General features: G+C 53.4%; 13 protein-coding genes. 8 read left to right on the top strand and 5 right to left on the bottom strand.

Translation table 11 applies throughout. The annotated features are described in order from the left end of the window. Positions 1 to 125 precede the first annotated feature (125 nt). The gene (locus tag L9P87_RS06320; protein ID WP_237443827.1) at positions 126 to 2462 is read left to right on the top strand and encodes a peroxidase family protein; all 2337 of its coding nucleotides are present in this window, start codon (positions 126 to 128) and stop codon (positions 2460 to 2462) included. 50 nt (positions 2463 to 2512) lie between these two features. On the opposite strand, the gene L9P87_RS06315 is transcribed toward L9P87_RS06320, so the two are convergent. Further along, positions 2513 to 3883 (bottom strand): MBL fold metallo-hydrolase, encoded by a 1371-nt coding sequence (locus L9P87_RS06315; protein WP_237443826.1) that lies wholly within the window; start codon positions 3881 to 3883, stop codon positions 2513 to 2515. Between the two features lie 151 nt (positions 3884 to 4034). On the opposite strand from L9P87_RS06315, the gene L9P87_RS06310 reads away from it, so the two are divergent. From L9P87_RS06310 to nhaD, 3 genes are all read left to right on the top strand, one after another. Beyond that, positions 4035 to 4703 (top strand): TetR/AcrR family transcriptional regulator, encoded by a 669-nt coding sequence (locus L9P87_RS06310; RefSeq protein WP_237443825.1) that lies wholly within the window; start codon positions 4035 to 4037, stop codon positions 4701 to 4703. Positions 4704 to 4996: 293 nt separating this feature from the next. Next, positions 4997 to 6442, top strand: coding sequence for a vanadium-dependent haloperoxidase (locus L9P87_RS06305; RefSeq protein ID WP_237443824.1), 1446 nt, complete (start codon positions 4997 to 4999; stop codon positions 6440 to 6442). Positions 6443 to 6695: 253 nt separating this feature from the next. Continuing rightward, positions 6696 to 7943 carry a sodium:proton antiporter NhaD gene (nhaD, locus tag L9P87_RS06300; RefSeq protein WP_237443823.1) on the top strand — a complete coding sequence of 416 codons (1248 nt, stop codon included), beginning with the start codon at positions 6696 to 6698 and terminating at the stop codon, positions 7941 to 7943. Between the two features lie 91 nt (positions 7944 to 8034). Here the strand turns inward: nhaD and L9P87_RS06295 are convergent, their stop codons facing one another. Then, positions 8035 to 9345: a malonyl-CoA decarboxylase gene (locus tag L9P87_RS06295; protein WP_237443822.1), complete on the bottom strand. Its 1311-nt coding sequence runs from the start codon at positions 9343 to 9345 to the stop codon at positions 8035 to 8037. 219 nt (positions 9346 to 9564) lie between these two features. Between L9P87_RS06295 and L9P87_RS06290 the strand changes: the two genes are divergently transcribed. Together L9P87_RS06290 and L9P87_RS06285 are read left to right on the top strand one after the other, a co-directional pair. Continuing rightward, entirely contained in the window at positions 9565 to 9918 is a 354-nt protein-coding gene (locus L9P87_RS06290) for a CidA/LrgA family protein (RefSeq protein WP_237443821.1), read from the top strand. Continuing rightward, entirely contained in the window at positions 9911 to 10624 is a 714-nt protein-coding gene (locus L9P87_RS06285; protein ID WP_237443820.1) for an LrgB family protein, read from the top strand. Before L9P87_RS06290 ends, L9P87_RS06285 begins: the two co-directional genes overlap by 8 nt. A 54-nt stretch (positions 10625 to 10678) precedes the next feature. Here the strand turns inward: L9P87_RS06285 and L9P87_RS06280 are convergent, their stop codons facing one another. From L9P87_RS06280 to bhcR, 3 genes are all read right to left on the bottom strand, one after another. Beyond that, positions 10679 to 11116 carry a YtoQ family protein gene (locus tag L9P87_RS06280; RefSeq protein WP_237443819.1) on the bottom strand — a complete coding sequence of 146 codons (438 nt, stop codon included), beginning with the start codon at positions 11114 to 11116 and terminating at the stop codon, positions 10679 to 10681. 147 nt (positions 11117 to 11263) lie between these two features. After that, on the bottom strand, positions 11264 to 11680 hold the full coding sequence (locus L9P87_RS06275; RefSeq protein WP_237443818.1) for a GlcG/HbpS family heme-binding protein: 417 nt from the start codon (positions 11678 to 11680) through the stop codon (positions 11264 to 11266). A 45-nt stretch (positions 11681 to 11725) separates the two neighbouring features. Next, positions 11726 to 12577, bottom strand: a complete 852-nt coding sequence (gene bhcR, locus L9P87_RS06270) for an HTH-type transcriptional regulator BhcR (protein ID WP_237443817.1) — start codon at positions 12575 to 12577, stop codon at positions 11726 to 11728. A 221-nt stretch (positions 12578 to 12798) separates the two neighbouring features. Here bhcR and bhcA point away from each other — a divergent pair, with 221 nt between their 5' ends. Then, positions 12799 to 13977 carry an L-aspartate--glyoxylate aminotransferase BhcA gene (bhcA, locus tag L9P87_RS06265; RefSeq protein ID WP_237443816.1) on the top strand — a complete coding sequence of 393 codons (1179 nt, stop codon included), beginning with the start codon at positions 12799 to 12801 and terminating at the stop codon, positions 13975 to 13977. Positions 13978 to 13998: 21 nt separating this feature from the next. Continuing rightward, positions 13999 to 14973: a beta-hydroxyaspartate dehydratase BhcB gene (gene bhcB, locus L9P87_RS06260; RefSeq protein ID WP_237443815.1), complete on the top strand. Its 975-nt coding sequence runs from the start codon at positions 13999 to 14001 to the stop codon at positions 14971 to 14973. Positions 14974 to 15032 lie beyond the last annotated feature (59 nt).

Genomic DNA, 15032 nt, shown 5'->3' with positions numbered 1-15032 from the left:
AACCCTGCCGCATTGAGCAATTATCATTTGCTCTTTAATTACTGTGCTAGTCTTTTTTTTCACCCAAAAGGTCAATCTATAGCGACCTAAATCGAGGTATTTTAAGGATAAAATTGGACGAATAAATGACAATAAAAAAATCGTTATCAACCCTCACCAGCAGTTCGCTACTGTTATTGCTGGCTGCATTACCCACCGCCGCTGTTTACGCAGAAGACTGTAGTGATGAAGAGCAGAGTGTACGCAGCATTACTGGTCGATGTAATAATTTGCTAAATCCCAACTGGGGAGTGGCTTGGGATATCGATGCAGAGGCTGGTGGTGAAGCCATCGCCGACGGTATATTTGGCCGCTTTGAAACAGCAGAATATGTCGATGCCGCTAACCGCGTATCTCCCCGTGATGCCATCGCCAACCCCGTTATCGCCAGTACCGATTTATTGAGAATAGAGCAGGACGCCGAGCGTCAGTGGTCGCATACAAACTTGTTGCTCGTTTATATGATGCAGTTTGTCACTCACGATATCGCGCTTACCGTTTCCCCACCGGCTGATCCGCTAGCGTTAAATGCAGGCCTGGGTGTCGAGCAGGATGCCAGCGGTCGAGACTTCTTGCTCGGTGGGCGCAGTGTCGATTACCTCGACGACAACGGTATTCCGCAGCAGTACAACGGCGCCTCGGCTTTTCTTGATTTATCGTCAACCTATGGGCCCACCGACGTTATAAGTAACGCTCTGCGCAGCTTCGAGGGCGGTTTATTAAAAACGGTAGAGCGCTCGACATTTACTTTTAACCACAGAAACACCCCCTCGCGCGATATCTGTGATTGTGTCGATGTTAATACGGGTGAACCTTGGAATATGTTTAATGAAGATCTATCGAATGCTGATCAGGTGTTTGTCCAGAGTGCACCGGGGTTTATCCCCGAACCCTTTCCGCATCTTGGTAAATGCGTCTCGCCTGCAGCCTCCTTTGGTCAAGCCTTTGTCCCAGGTGTAGGTTTGGTGCCCGCGACCCCCGGCGTTTACAGTTGTCCTAATGCGGTACTTGGTTTGCCGCCGATGCTATTAGAAAATGTCTTTTGTGCAATCAATTATGCGGCAATTAACGACCCTAGCAGATCGTCGTTTTCATGGACGGTCCCCGACGGTATTGATTGGATGCCCTTTGTCTCGGAAACCTCACCACCGGTTCCCTTCGATGAGCTATCAGCTTCAACGAACGACCCTAGCAAGGCTTTTGCCGCCGGCGACCTAAGAGCGACCGAGAACTTAGGCATCACCGCCATTCAGAACCTCTGGCTGCGCGAGCACAATCGTAATGCCAGACGTATTGCCGCTCAGCAACTCGGCCTGACCGATGAAGAGATTTTTCAGAAGGCACGCGCTTGGACGATTGGTGTCTACCAAAATGTGGTGATGAACGAATTGCTGCCGATGATCGTCGGTAACAAGGCCTATAAGAAAGCGGGTTTAGATAAGCCCTATCGGGATTCAAATTATGATCCGACCATCGACCCGCGTACCGGTAACAGTTTTGCCGCGGCGGCGATGCGCTTTGGTCATTCGATGGTAAGCAACGACGTTTACCCATTAGATCCGGAGACCTTTAGCCGTATTCCAACAGATCAAAAGCAGCTGCCGGCTAATTATTTTGGTAGTAATAGTCCCTCTAAGGATGCCGCGCCATGGATTCACCTAGGGGCAGCGGCACAGTCTACCGCTTTTGCGCCGGTCGATGAGATGATGGCCTTTATCGGTGCTCAGATTCCCAGTGGCTCACCGCCGGATGCGGCGATCATTGCCGGCTTGGTGAATAGCCGGGCCCAGCGGGTTGACCGCTATGCCGAGATTGCTATCAACGATATTGATATTTCAAACTGCTTTAGCGGTGATGTATCGATAAGCGTGCCTGCCTTCTCAGTTTTTCGTGGCCGAAGCCACGGCATCCCCTCCTATCATGGACTGTTGGAAGCGTGGACCGATAGCAGCATTTATGGCCGTAAAAATTGTCCGGCACCGGCGGCTGGCCAGGAGTATGATCCGCTGGCTTGCTTTGAGTATATTGTCGGTACGGATGACCCGGCCTATACCGCTCGCATGCGTAATACCTTCAAGCGCCTCGACCTGATTGACCCCTTTGTTGGGTTGACCATCGAAAGCGAACAGGTTTGTAAACATTGCGATGACGGCCTTAAAAAAGGCCGTGACAAGCGTAACAAAAATGCCAAACAGGGTATCGTAGGGGTTACTTCTGCCGCCATTATTGCGGATCAATTTAGCCGTAGCAGGGGCGGTGACCGCTTCTGGTTCGAGAACAGCAGCAATGGCTGGAGTCATGGCGAATTGGCCGACATACGCAGCACGACGCTAAAAGATCTTATCGCCCTTCATTTTCCCTCAACGAGGGCAAAGCTTGCCGGCTTTGATAATGTGCTACTGGGTAAGACGACGCTCAACTAACCATTGGCCTAGCGCTGTCGCCCTTTTTGTTGGGGCGACAGTACATCAGCTTAAATTTCTTCCTCGGCCTCAGCAATAAGCCGCTGTAAAAACATCACCTCATGATGGTTGGTACTACCCGAGCGCTGCAGTAACGCATTTAAGGTGGTCAGCTTTAAGCGCTTGGCCTCAGCGTTAGATGCGTCTAGCTGTTGTACCATTTCGATCAGGTGTAGAGATTTTTCCAGTTCGCCGCTGTTCAGTTTGGCATCAGCCAGCTGCAAAATAGCGTCGCTGCCACCGGCCAGTTGATACAACTCGGGGTAGGTATCGGTCACTGGCACGCTGTACATCTCCGTCGCCGAGTTGAGGGCAAACCAGCCGGTATAAGCCTCCCAAAAACTGCGCACGCCCCAGGACACCTTGCCGTGGGCCTCGAACAGATAGAGCTCTTCTGGCAGCTGGATTTCTTCCATCAGCGTAAACACATCCTTGCCATCGTTCATCCCGTCGATGACGGCATCGTCGACATAGCTCACCGCATCGCGGGTCTTGGTGACCACGCTGCGAATATAGTCTGCCCCCTTCACCGGGTAGAAATGGCTGGGCACAATAATCTCTGGCTCGAGTTCAAGCACCAGGTTTAACGATTCGATATAGGGGCGTGGGAAGCGTGCCCGCTCACCGCGCATGGTGGTGAAGTTGGGCCACATGCCAAACATATGGCCGAACAGATCGCCGCTGAAGAGAATTTTCTGCTCTGGCATCCACAGGGAAATATTATCGTACCCCTCGGCGCCGGGGGTGTGGTAAACGACGAATTGCTTGCCACCCAGTTCAAACGCATAGGGGGCGCTGTCTATGACGACCGTGGGCTCAACAATGGGCATGACTTCTTTCAAGGCACGATAACCGATGGCCGGTAAGTTGGGCACATCCTCGGGGTAAAAGATGTGGTTTCTCGGCATCAGATACGGCATTAAGTCGGTGATGTATTGCTGGTTGTAGAGAAACTCTCGGTGGGCGATGACCTCGGGTTTGTCGTTGTCGAGCACATTCATGCCGCTGTAGTGGTCGGCGTGGGCGTGGGTAAGAATCGCGTGGCTGACGGTGTTGCTGCTGATCTGATCCAGTCGCCGCTTGAGCTCTTTGGCCTGATTGCGCAGGCCGGTGTCGACGATGATATTACCGGCATCGGTGATAATCATCGTCATATTAGCGGTGCCCCGCGCCTGGTAGACCGATTCGGTAATCTTGATGGCGCCGGGGTCATTGTCGCCAAAGCCGACTAAATCGCGGGTCATTGGCGACCACTCCTGCTGTTGAAAAACCTGCTGTGACGCGGGCTCTGGGGCTGTGTTGTTCTCTTTTTTTGCCGTGTCACAGCCGTTTAAGAGTAGGCAGGCGGCCACTAAAAAGCCGATTGAGTAATGCTTGTACATGGTATCTCCGTATATAACTTAAGAGTCATATCTTAATTAGGTTATGGCAATGATAGGTATATTTCAACAGGAAATAGCTGGATTTATTGTTTGAGTTTTTACTGGTATTATGTACTTAAGCTTAATTTCTTAATTAATACGGTAGTGATTTATGCGTCAAGATACGGCAGCCACGCGGGCCAAAATACTGACAGTGGCCGAGAAATTGTTCGCCGCCAAGGGGGTGGAACATGTCACCCTCGGTGAGATCAACGATAAGTCGGGTCAGAAAAACCGCTCGGCACTGCAATACCATTTTGGCGGCAAGCAGCAGTTGGTCGATGCCATTATGGAGAAGTATCTGCTGAAGATTACCGCCGACAGAAACCAGCTGCTCGACGCCATCGACCGTGATGGCGAGGTGACCAGTCGATTAGTGGCAGAGGCCATCGTCATCCCGCTGGCCAACTGTTTATCGATACCCGGCGGCCTCAGTTATATTCAGATTGCGGCGCAGTTGATCGGCAAGCAGCATTTTCCCCACTTGTTTTTATCGGATATCGAGTCGCATTTCTCGTCTGAGCGAATTTGGGGTTATATCTCTCAGGTGCAGCAGGCGATTCCAGAGGCGCTGATTTTTAGCCGGGTGATTGTGACGCTGTCGGCCCTGTTTCACAGCCTGGCCAGCTATGCGCAGGCGGTGCAGTCACCGCAGGCCTTGCCCCAGGGACTCGATAACGAGTTGTTTGTGTTGAGCTTGGTCGACAGCGTTCAGGCCTTGCTGGAACAGTCGCCCTCGGCGCAAACACTGGCCAAGGCTCAAGCCATCGTCAAGGGTTGATCGGTGGTGATGTCAGTGCGGCACTTTTTATTCCGATTGACATAAATAATGTATTGAATAAGTTTTTTAAGAAATTGAATTGTCGATGATAAATATAGAAATTATGCGACAAATTAAGGGTTTGTTTTTTCTGATTAGTGACGTAATTAACGAAAAGGAGATTTTTTTAATAGAGTCTGATTAAAATTTTATCGGTGGTTAAAAGGCTGTGCTAGTATTTTTCCGCCGCCAAAGATGGCAGCATTTTCGGCGGTTAATACTCACCACTTTTATGGATAAAATTGGACGCGATAATGACGATTAAAAAAATACTGTTAACCCTCTCCAGCAGTGCGCTGCTGGCTTTGACCACTGGCGGCCATGCGCTGGCCTATGATCTCGACACCGGTAATGCGGCGGTGGAGATTGTCATCCCCGCGGCTGTGCCGGCTATTTTTGAGGCCTCACCCAGTGGCGGTGATGCCACATTGGTATTGCGTACCACGACGCTGATTACCAATGGCTGGTTTGATGCCGCCGCGCCCTACCACCCAACAGCCACGGGGGTTTACTCGGACTTAGGCCGCCGACCTGCGGATGAGAGCGATGATAATACGGCGATTAACACCGCCTTGTTGCACGCCTCCTACCACGTACTGAGCAGCCTCTACCCTGCGCGCAACGGCGAGTGGCGGGTAATGCTGCAAAATGCCGGCTTAAACCCCGATGATCAATCGCAGGATTTGACCACCGCGGTAGGCATCGGTAATCAGGCCGGTCAGGCGGTGGTGTTGGCGCGCCAGAACGATGGCATGAACCAGCTCGGCAATGAGGGCGACCAACTTTATCATCAGCAGGCCTATGCCGATTACACCAACTTCGAGCCGGTCAACACCGCCTATACGTTGACCGACCCGTCGAAATGGCAGCCGGCCATCGTCGCCAGTGGCCACGGTTTGTTCAAGGTGCAGCAGTTTGTCACCCCGCAGTTAATGCTGACCGAGCCGTACAGCTATCGAAGCCCTAAACGCTTCCGTTCACCGGTGCCCCGCGCCAGTAATGTCGAAAACTGGGGCCAGTATGTGGCCCAGGCTAATGCTGTTTTAGAGGCATCGGCCAATATGACGGACGAGCAAAAAATGTACGCCGAGCTGTTTGATAATAAGATTTTCAGCCTTGGTTTCTCCGCCGTCTTTGCCGCTCAATCCCAGGGCCTGAGTTTAATGGAGTTTATTCAGTATGATTTTTTGACCAATATGGCCGCCTATGACACCTCGATTATAATCTGGCAGGAAAAACGCCGTCACAATGCCGTACGCCCCTTCTCGGCGATTGCGCATATCTATGGCGATCAACCGGTCACAGCCTGGGGCGGTGCTTATCAGGGCACGGTAACAGACTTGCCGGCTAAGCAGTGGACCAGTTATCTCGGTGTTGCCGATCACCCTGAATACCCCTCGGCCTCGGCCAGTTTTTGTGCCGCCCACGCCGAAACCAGTCGCCTGTTTTTAGGCAGCGATGACTTGGGTTATGTGGTGCCAACGGCGGCTGGCAGCTCTCGGGTCGAACCCGGTTTAACCCCGGCTTACGATATCGTTTTAGAGTTTGATAGCTGGAGTGACTTGGAGCAAAAGTGCGGTGACAGCCGCGTTTGGTCTGGCGTTCACTTTCCCGCCTCGGTTCCCGCCGGCCAGCGTATCGGCAGCAAGATTGCCAAGCGTGCTTATCGCTTTGTGCAGCGTAAGCTGAGCGGTCATTAATCGCCGCCAGCGATAGCTGACAGACCAGAGAGGGGCGGTGTTAATCCACACCGCCCCTTTTTTATTGCCGGTTTATTGCCCAGGCAAACACCGCAGCATGCACTACGCTGACTAACGACATTGTCGTTTGGTCAGTCTGGTGGCAAAAAAGTGGTATGGCTTAATCGGCTGAGATCTGTTTTGATGGTGCCTTTTAAAAGGCTGGCGACCTGCGCTCTGGCGGCCTCGCTTATAGAATAAGGTAGATGGAATTATGCTTGAAGCTTTTCTCTTGTCGCTGGCGGTGTTGGCGCTGCTCAGTATCGTGTTCGAAGAAGTCACCCATATTAACAAGGCCAAGACGACGCTGTTTCTCGGCTGCCTGTCATGGCTGATACTGTTTATCACCGCCGATGGTGAATCCGGCCAGCGGCTGGTGCAGCATCAGCTCGATGAAAACCTACTCGAAATCGCCACCCTGTGGTTGTTCTTAATGGCGACCATGACCTTTGTTGCCTACCTCAATGCCAAGGGCATGGTACAGGCGGCGGTGCAGAAGGTATTTCCCCAGCAGCTTAGCAAGAAACTGTTAATGGGTATGGTGGCCATATTCTCGTTACTGCTGTCGGCGATCTGCGATAATGTTACCGCGACCCTGGTCAGCCTGGGCCTGGTGGCAGCCTTTAATCTCGACAAGGCGACACGGTTAAAAATGGCGACGCTGGTGGTGTTTGCCGTTAACTCCGGCGGTGTGGCATTGATTACCGGTGATGTGACCACGTTGATGATCTTCCTCGAAGGTCATGTTCATATGCAGGAATTACTATTACTGTTAGTGCCCTCGGTCATCAGTGTGTTGTTGCTGGCGTGGTTTTTCTCCTGGGGCGTGACCGGTGAATTGACCTCAGAGCATGTTGAGCAAACCTTTCACCCGGTCGATATTGCCATTGCCGTGATTTTCTTCAGCACCATTATCTGCACCATGTTATTCAATGTGTTGTTTGGTGTGCCACCGGTTTTGACCTTTTTGTTGGGCTTGTCGGTGATGTTTTTGGTCGGGCGAAGCTCCCGTACCGATGCTCAGGAAACCAAGATTCTCGAATATATCCGCAAGGTGGAATACGACACCTTATTGTTCTTCCTCGGTATCTTATTGCTGGTCGGCATGTTGAAGGAGATCGGCGTGTTGACCATGGCCGCCGACCTCTACGCTCAGTTCGATCCACGATTATCAAACTATGTCGCCGGTATCATCTCGGCGCTGCTCGATAACGTGCCACTGACGGCGGCTCTATTGAAGGCCGATCCAACACTGAGTACACCGGAGTGGTTGGCGTTAACCTACGCCGTTGGTGTCGGTGGCTCGCTGTTATCGATCGGCTCGGCGGCCGGCATTATCGCCATGAGCAAGGTCGAGGGCATGACCTTTGTCAGCTACCTGCGCTACTTTCCCGCGTTGCTGCTGACCTACAGCATCGGTTACGGCATCGCCTTACTGTTAGCGCAGTATTTCTATGGCTAGTTATTGGTCAGCCAGCCCATCATAAAACCGCGCTGTCAGTCATTCCCCGAGCCTTCAAAAAGCGCAGCGACAGGATCGGGGTGCGGTGTATTTACCCCTCTATTAACTCAAGCACCTTCTTGGCGCAGGCGATCTTGTTGTCGTTAACATAGGCCTCGTGGTTTTCTTCTACCTTGCTGAGTTCATAGCGGTAGTTAACCAGCATGGCAGCCGACTGTTTCAGGCCATTGGCCGAGGTGTCACCCAGCCAGTTGAGCTGGCCGATCTGCGCGCCGTTGCCGAGGTGGAAACGGGCGACGGGATCGAGGGGGGCAGCGCCGCGCTTCTCATTGTTGAGGTAGTGAGCGCAGAGCCGAAGCAGCAGCGGTTTAAGGGTCTCATTGGTCTCGTTATCCTGTTGCCAGCCATCCTGTGATAAGACCTTGAGTGACTGCTTATCGTCGGCCGAAATAAGTGTTGGTTGATCCTCTGCCAGCGCTTTATCCAACCAGCGACGAAAGCCGGGAATCGGTGATAGGGTGGAAAACTGCTTCAGCGTCGGCAGCTCCTGTTGTAGCTCCATCACCACCTGTTTGATTAAGAAGTTACCAAACGAGATGCCTTTCAAGCCGGGCTGGCAGTTACTGATCGAGTAAAAGATGGCGGTGTCGGCCTCCACGTTATGCTGGTCGTCAACCTTGGGTGCCAGTAGTGGCTGCACCGCTGTCGCCAGACCTTTGACCAGTGCCACCTCGACAAAGATCAATGGTTCATCTTCCAGCGCCGGGTGGAAAAAGGCAAAGCAGCGACGGTCGTCGGCTAAGCGTCGACGCAGATCGTCCCAGCCGTTCATCTCATGCACCGCCTCGTAGGCGATCAGTTTTTCGAGGATGTGGGCCGGTGTCTTCCAGTCGATGCTGCGGATTTTCAAGAAGCCGCGGTTGAACCATGATTTGAGCAGATACTTTAAATCGTCGTCGATGGGGCGAAGGCTGGGGTTGTCTTTTAACAGGCGTTGTAAATAGCTGCGCATCTGCACCAGTGTTGGCGTGCCAGTGGCCGACATATTGATGCGGCGAAACAGCTGCAGGCGGGGTGAGGCAATGGCCTGTTTTAAGGCGTTGAGATTTTGCTCAGAGCTGTCGCCACGATAGCTTTCGGCGCAGCGTAGAATGTCGCGGGAGTCGGCACTGTAATCGTCGATTAACAGCGTGAAGAAGCTGAATTTCTCTTCATCACTCATGTCGTTATACGCATTGACCACGGCGCAGGCGAGGGCGGTGCCCATGGCCTCACCCTTGTTGGAGCAGAGGTCGCGACACAGCTCGGCAATATCCTTGCCGTTTTTATTATCTTTGGCGCTGCGTAACAGCAGGTCGCGACCGGCATCGACGATGGAATTCATCCAAGAATTAAACGACATAAGTAAGCCATCCCATTTTGTTTCAGTCAGAAAAATACGCTGTATTTATCAGGTTAGATTACCATGACGCCGATGTGTTTTCAGTCATTGCGGCGGCGATTACCCCGTTGTGAGTATTAATAAGCCGGTCGTGATAGTGGTAATATTGGCTATTATTCAACTCAGGCTGTGATTGCTTTGGCGTCGGCTGCTGGTTTGATATCACTTTAAGGACACACAATGATTAGGCATTTAAGTATTATTTTGGCCTGCCAATTACTGGGCGAAATTATTGCGCGGGCTCTGGCGCTGCCGTTACCAGGGCCGGTATTGGGCATGATTGTTTTTTTGTTGCTGCTGATCTGGCGGCCGGCCTATGCCGAGCAAATCAACAGCACGGCACAGGGTTTATTGTCGCACCTGTCGTTGCTGTTTGTGCCTGCCGGTGTCGGTGTGGTGGGGCATATTCAAACCTTGGGCAGTAGTGTCGGTATTATCATGCTGGCTATTGTGGTCAGCACCGTCGCCAGCATCGTCGTCAGCGTCTATGCCTTTACTCTAACAAGCCAGCTGATGGGACGAAATAATGACTGAGTTTCAGGATATTTGGACTTATCTTTCAAGCGAACCGTTACTGTGGTTAACGGCGACATTGATGGCTTATGTGATTGGCGACGTGTTATTTTTGGCCAGTGGTAAGCGCCCCTATGTCAATCCGGTATTAATCGCGGTGGCGTTGCTGGCGGTGGCCTTGATGGCCACGGGCACCAGCTATGAGGCTTATTTTGAAGGGGCTAAGTTTGTCCACTTTATGCTGGGGCCTGCGACCGTCTGTTTGGCGGTGCCGCTATTTTTGAATATTAAGGTGGTGGGCAAATCATTGTTGCCAATGCTGGTGGCGTTGGTATTGGGTTCGCTGACGGCGATAGTGACGGCGCTGGGCACGGCTTACGCCTTTGGTATTCGTGGTGAGGTGTTGCTGTCGCTGGCACCTAAATCAGTGACGGCGCCGGTGGCCATGGGTATTTCTGAAAGTATTGGCGGTTCGCCGACGTTGACCGCGGTAATGGTGATTATTACCGGTATTACCGGTGCCATTATTTGTACGCCATTACTCAATGCGCTGCGGATTAAAGACTACCGGGCACGGGGTTTTGCCGTCGGCGTGTCGAGCCACGGTATCGGTACCGCGCGGGCGTTTCAGGTGAGTGAGACAGCGGGGGTGTTTTCGGGTATTGGCATGGGTGCCAATGCCTTGGCGACATCGATTCTGGTGCCGCTGGTGCTGTTGTTCAGTTAGACGAAACCGCAGCTGCGGCCAACAGGTTTAATCACTCTGTTAGCCGCACCGACACTAGCTGGTCGTGTATTTTAAAATGTCGATAACCTGCTGCGGCGTGGTGGCCCAGGCCATAGCCTCGGCGTTGACCTCCTTCAGCGGGTGAATAATTTTCTCATCGTGTAGGGTAATGTAAGGCTTGTCGAGGGCGGCACAGATACCGGCATCGAAGGCGGCATTCCACTGTTTGTATTTTTCGCCGAAGCGAATCACCGCAATATCGCAGTCCTTGATCAGTTTGCGGGTGCGAATACCGTTGACCTTGGCCGACTTGTGGTCGCGCCAAAAACCCTCGCTCTGCGGCGCCAAGAAATCGCCGGCGGCATCGCTGGCCTCGTGGTCGGTATTGGCCGAGTGAAAACTAACCGGCAGGTTGAGTGCCGCTGCACCGTCGATAATCTGTTGTCGCCAATCGCTGTGAATCTCGCCGGATAAGTAAACCGTCCAGTGCATGATGATGCTCCTAATAAGCTGTTGGGGTAGGCTGGCCGCTATTTACGGCCAGCGTTAATACGTGGTTGTCGGCGCATCGCGCCCGGTCATTGTAGCGATATCGCCAGCCGCGATCAAAGTCGCGCTGTGGGTTGTTTGTCCGTCTGACTAGGCGAAATCGTAACTGGCGCCGATGGCGACGACGCCGGCGCGGGAGATCTGTGCGTCTTGCCCGGCCTGTACGCCGGAGACACCGACGGCGCCGATGCACTCGTCTTCATAGATGACCATTTCACCGCCTTCGAGGGTGACTACCGGCATGGCGAGGGCTGCCATGCGACCCTGATTTATCATGTCTTCAAACACCTTGCTCGGGCGTCTGGCCAGCACGCTGGTGCGGGCTTTTTCCGGTGCCACCATGGCGCTCATCGGGGTGGCCCCCTTCATGCGGTACAGCAGGATCGGATGGCCACCGACGTCACAGACGCAGATGGTGACTACCCAGCCATGTTTGACCGCCTCGGCCTCGGCGGCTTGGGCGATAATCTTTGCTTCATCTAATGTTAAAATCTTACGTGATTTCATAGTTTTAGCTCTTTTTATTAAGTGTTTGGTCGGCTCTGCATGCCGTTAATCAGCGGCCCCTCCTGGGTCTGATGCTGGCGCCACACCACCGATGCTTTCGGTGATTTCCTGTGCCGCTTTTTTCACCATCGGGGCAATTTCGGCGATGGCGTCATCGGGGAAGCGGACCGTGGGGCCCGAGACAGAGACGCCGGCGATGGCTTCAGAGAATGCGTTGTAAATCGGAGCGGCGACACAGCGCATACCGGAGTAGCGCTCCTCATCGTCGAGCGCCCAGCCTCGCTGCTTGATCTGTGCCAGATCGGCAAACAGTGCCGTCGGCGAGGTAATGCTTTTTTCGGTGAATTCGGGGCAGCCTTTTTTCTGCAAAATCTTTTCGACTTCGGCGCGACGGAAGGTGGCCAGCAATGCCTTGCCAATGCCTGATGTATGCATAAAACCGCGGGTGCCGGAGCGAAAGAAGGCGCGAATGGGGTTGTGTGATTCGACCTGGCTGACGAAGACCACGTCGCCCTGATCGGCAATGGCCAGGTTGGCAGTCTCACCGGTTTGCTCGGTTAAATAGCGCATAAAGGGGCGGGCCGAGTCGACCAGATTGGTGCGGCGCAGATAGCTGTTGCCGACCCGAAAGGCCTCCACACCGATCGACCAGTGTTGGCTGGCGGCATCGAGTTCGACAAAGCCGTGCTTCTCCAAGGTGCCCAGCATGCGGTGGGCGGTAGAGGGTGGCATGCCGACACTTAAGGCCAGATCAGAGAGGCTGACCTGGTCTTCTTTTGCCAGTGTGATCAGCAGGTTGATGCCCCGATCCAGCGCTTGGATAGGTGCGCCAGGCAGCTCGCTGGCTGATGACTTGGGTCGGCCGCGCGGTCTTTTCTTGGGGGTATCGTCTGACATGGTAGCAGTCCTATCATCCTGGGCCTCAATGTTTGAGGCTGGTTTTGAATTAATTTGAAATAGAATTCCATTAACTTCGCTCAATGTCAATATCAGTGTTTAAAAGGTATTAAGGCAGCATTTGCTTATTAATTAATTAAAATGGAATAGTTTTCCAAAATAGTTGTAAAAAGAATTCTGATGGATATACTCGGTTCCATCATAAAAATTAGGAGCCGATCATGCGTCAACAAAACCCCGTGTTTATTCCAGGACCGACCAACATCCCTGACCGCCTACGAGCGGCGATGAATGTGCAGACCTCGGATCACCGTGCCCCGGACTTTGCCGACTCGCTGCAGCCGCTGCTGCAAGATTTGAAGCAGGTGTTCAAGACCGATGACGGCCAGGTATTTATCTTCCCCGGCAGTGGTACCGGTGGCTGGGAAGCCTCGATTACCAATACCCTGTCAACCGGCGACAAGGTACTGATCGCCCGCTACGGCATGTTTTCCCACCGCTGGATCGACCTCTGTCAGCGCCACGGCCTCGATGTTGAGGTGATTGAGTGTGACTGGGGCACCGGCGCACCGGCGGACCGTTTTGCCGCGCGCCTGGCGGTGGATGCTGGCCATACCATCAAGGCCGTCTTCGCCACCCACAATGAAACCGCCACCGGCGTATTGAGTGATATCGCCGCCGTGCGCACCGCCATCGACGGCAGCTCACACCCGGCAATGCTGTATGTCGATTGCGTCAGTTCCCTGGCCAGCATGGATTTCCAGATGGATGCCTGGGGCGTTGATCTGGCGGTATCCGGCTCACAGAAAGGCTTTATGTTGGCCACCGGCATGGCCATCGTCGCCGCCAGCCAGAAGGCGTTGGCCTCGATGGAAACCGCCCGCTGCAACCGCTGTTACTTCGATTTCCGCGATATGGGCACGGCCAATAACAATGGCGGTTACCCCTATACGCCACCGATTCAACTGATCAGCGGCCTGCGTGCCAGCCTCGACATGTTGTTTGAAGAGGGGCTGGAGAACGTCTTTGCCCGCCACTTTAGAATCGCCGAAGGTGTGCGTGTAGCTGTCGCCGCATGGGGTTTACGCCTGTGTGCCGAGTCCGCGGATTTGTATTCAGACTCGGTCAGCGCCATCTATGTGCCCGAGGGTTTCAACAGCGATGAGCTCACCAACCATGCCTTCAATAAATACGGCGTGTCGTTCGGTGTTGGCCTCGGCGAGATGGCCGGCAAGGCCTTCCGTATCGGTCACCTCGGTATGTTGTCTGAGGTATTGGCGCTATCCGGCATCGCCACCATTGAGATGGCGATGAAAGACCTTGATTACCCGATCGAGTTGGGTGTCGGCGTGGCGGCGGCGCAGGAATATTACCGTTCGACCACCACCGCCTCGGCATAAGTCAGATACCAGGAGACTGTTATGAGCGATACCCCTTCTTTGTACATCCCGACATTTGATGATGTGCTGGCGGCAAAAGAACGCATTGCCCCCCATGTCCATCGCACGCCGGTATTAACCTCGAGCTTTTTCAATGAGCTTACCGGTGCTGAATTGTTCTTTAAGTGTGAAAACTTTCAAAAAGCCGGTGCCTTCAAGGTACGCGGCGCCTCGAATGCGGTCTTTGGTCTCAGCGAAGAGATGGCCGAAAAAGGGGTGGCAACACACTCCTCGGGCAATCATGCCCTGTCGTTGTCCTACGCCGCCGGTCGCCGGGGTATTCCGGTTACCGTGGTCATGCCACGCACGGCGCCACAGGCAAAGAAAGATGCGGTTAAGGGCTACGGCGGTGTCATCGTCGAGTGTGAGCCCTCGACCAGTTCCCGCGAGGAGACCTTTGCCCAGGTCGTGGCCGAGTCTGGCGCCGAGTTTGTCCACCCCTACAACGACCCGCGGGTGATTGCAGGGCAGGCGACCTGCTCGATGGAGCTCAACGAGCAGGTCGATAACCTCGATGCGGTAATCGCCCCCATCGGTGGCGGCGGCATGATTTCTGGCACCTGTTTGGCGCTGTCGAATATCGCCCCCGATATTAAGATCTACGCCGCAGAGCCGCTCAATGCCGACGATGCTGCCCGCTCGTTCAAGGCCGGCCACATCATTGCCGACGATGCACCCGACACTATTGCCGATGGCTTAAAAGTGCCACTGAAGGATTTGACCTGGCACTTCGTCAGCCACCATGTCACCGACATCTTGACGGCGACGGAAGACGAGATCGTCGATGCCATGAAGCTGATCTGGAAGCGCATGAAGATTGTGATGGAGCCCAGCAGCGCCGTCCCGTTAGCGACCGTTATAAAGAACCCCGAAATTTTTAAGGGAAAGCGTGTCGGCATCATTATTACGGGTGGTAACGTCGATTTGGACAGCCTACCGTGGCTAAACGACGCATAAAAAATTCCGAATTTAAAAAATTTAAAAAATTTAAAAAAAATATAGATGGAGATAACACC

The sequence above is a fragment of the Sinobacterium norvegicum genome (genome assembly GCF_923077115.1).
GTDB classification, from domain to species: domain Bacteria; phylum Pseudomonadota; class Gammaproteobacteria; order Pseudomonadales; family Sinobacteriaceae; genus Sinobacterium; species Sinobacterium norvegicum.
Note: the sequence above shows the minus strand (reverse complement) of the source record. Positions and strands in the feature narration are given on the sequence as shown.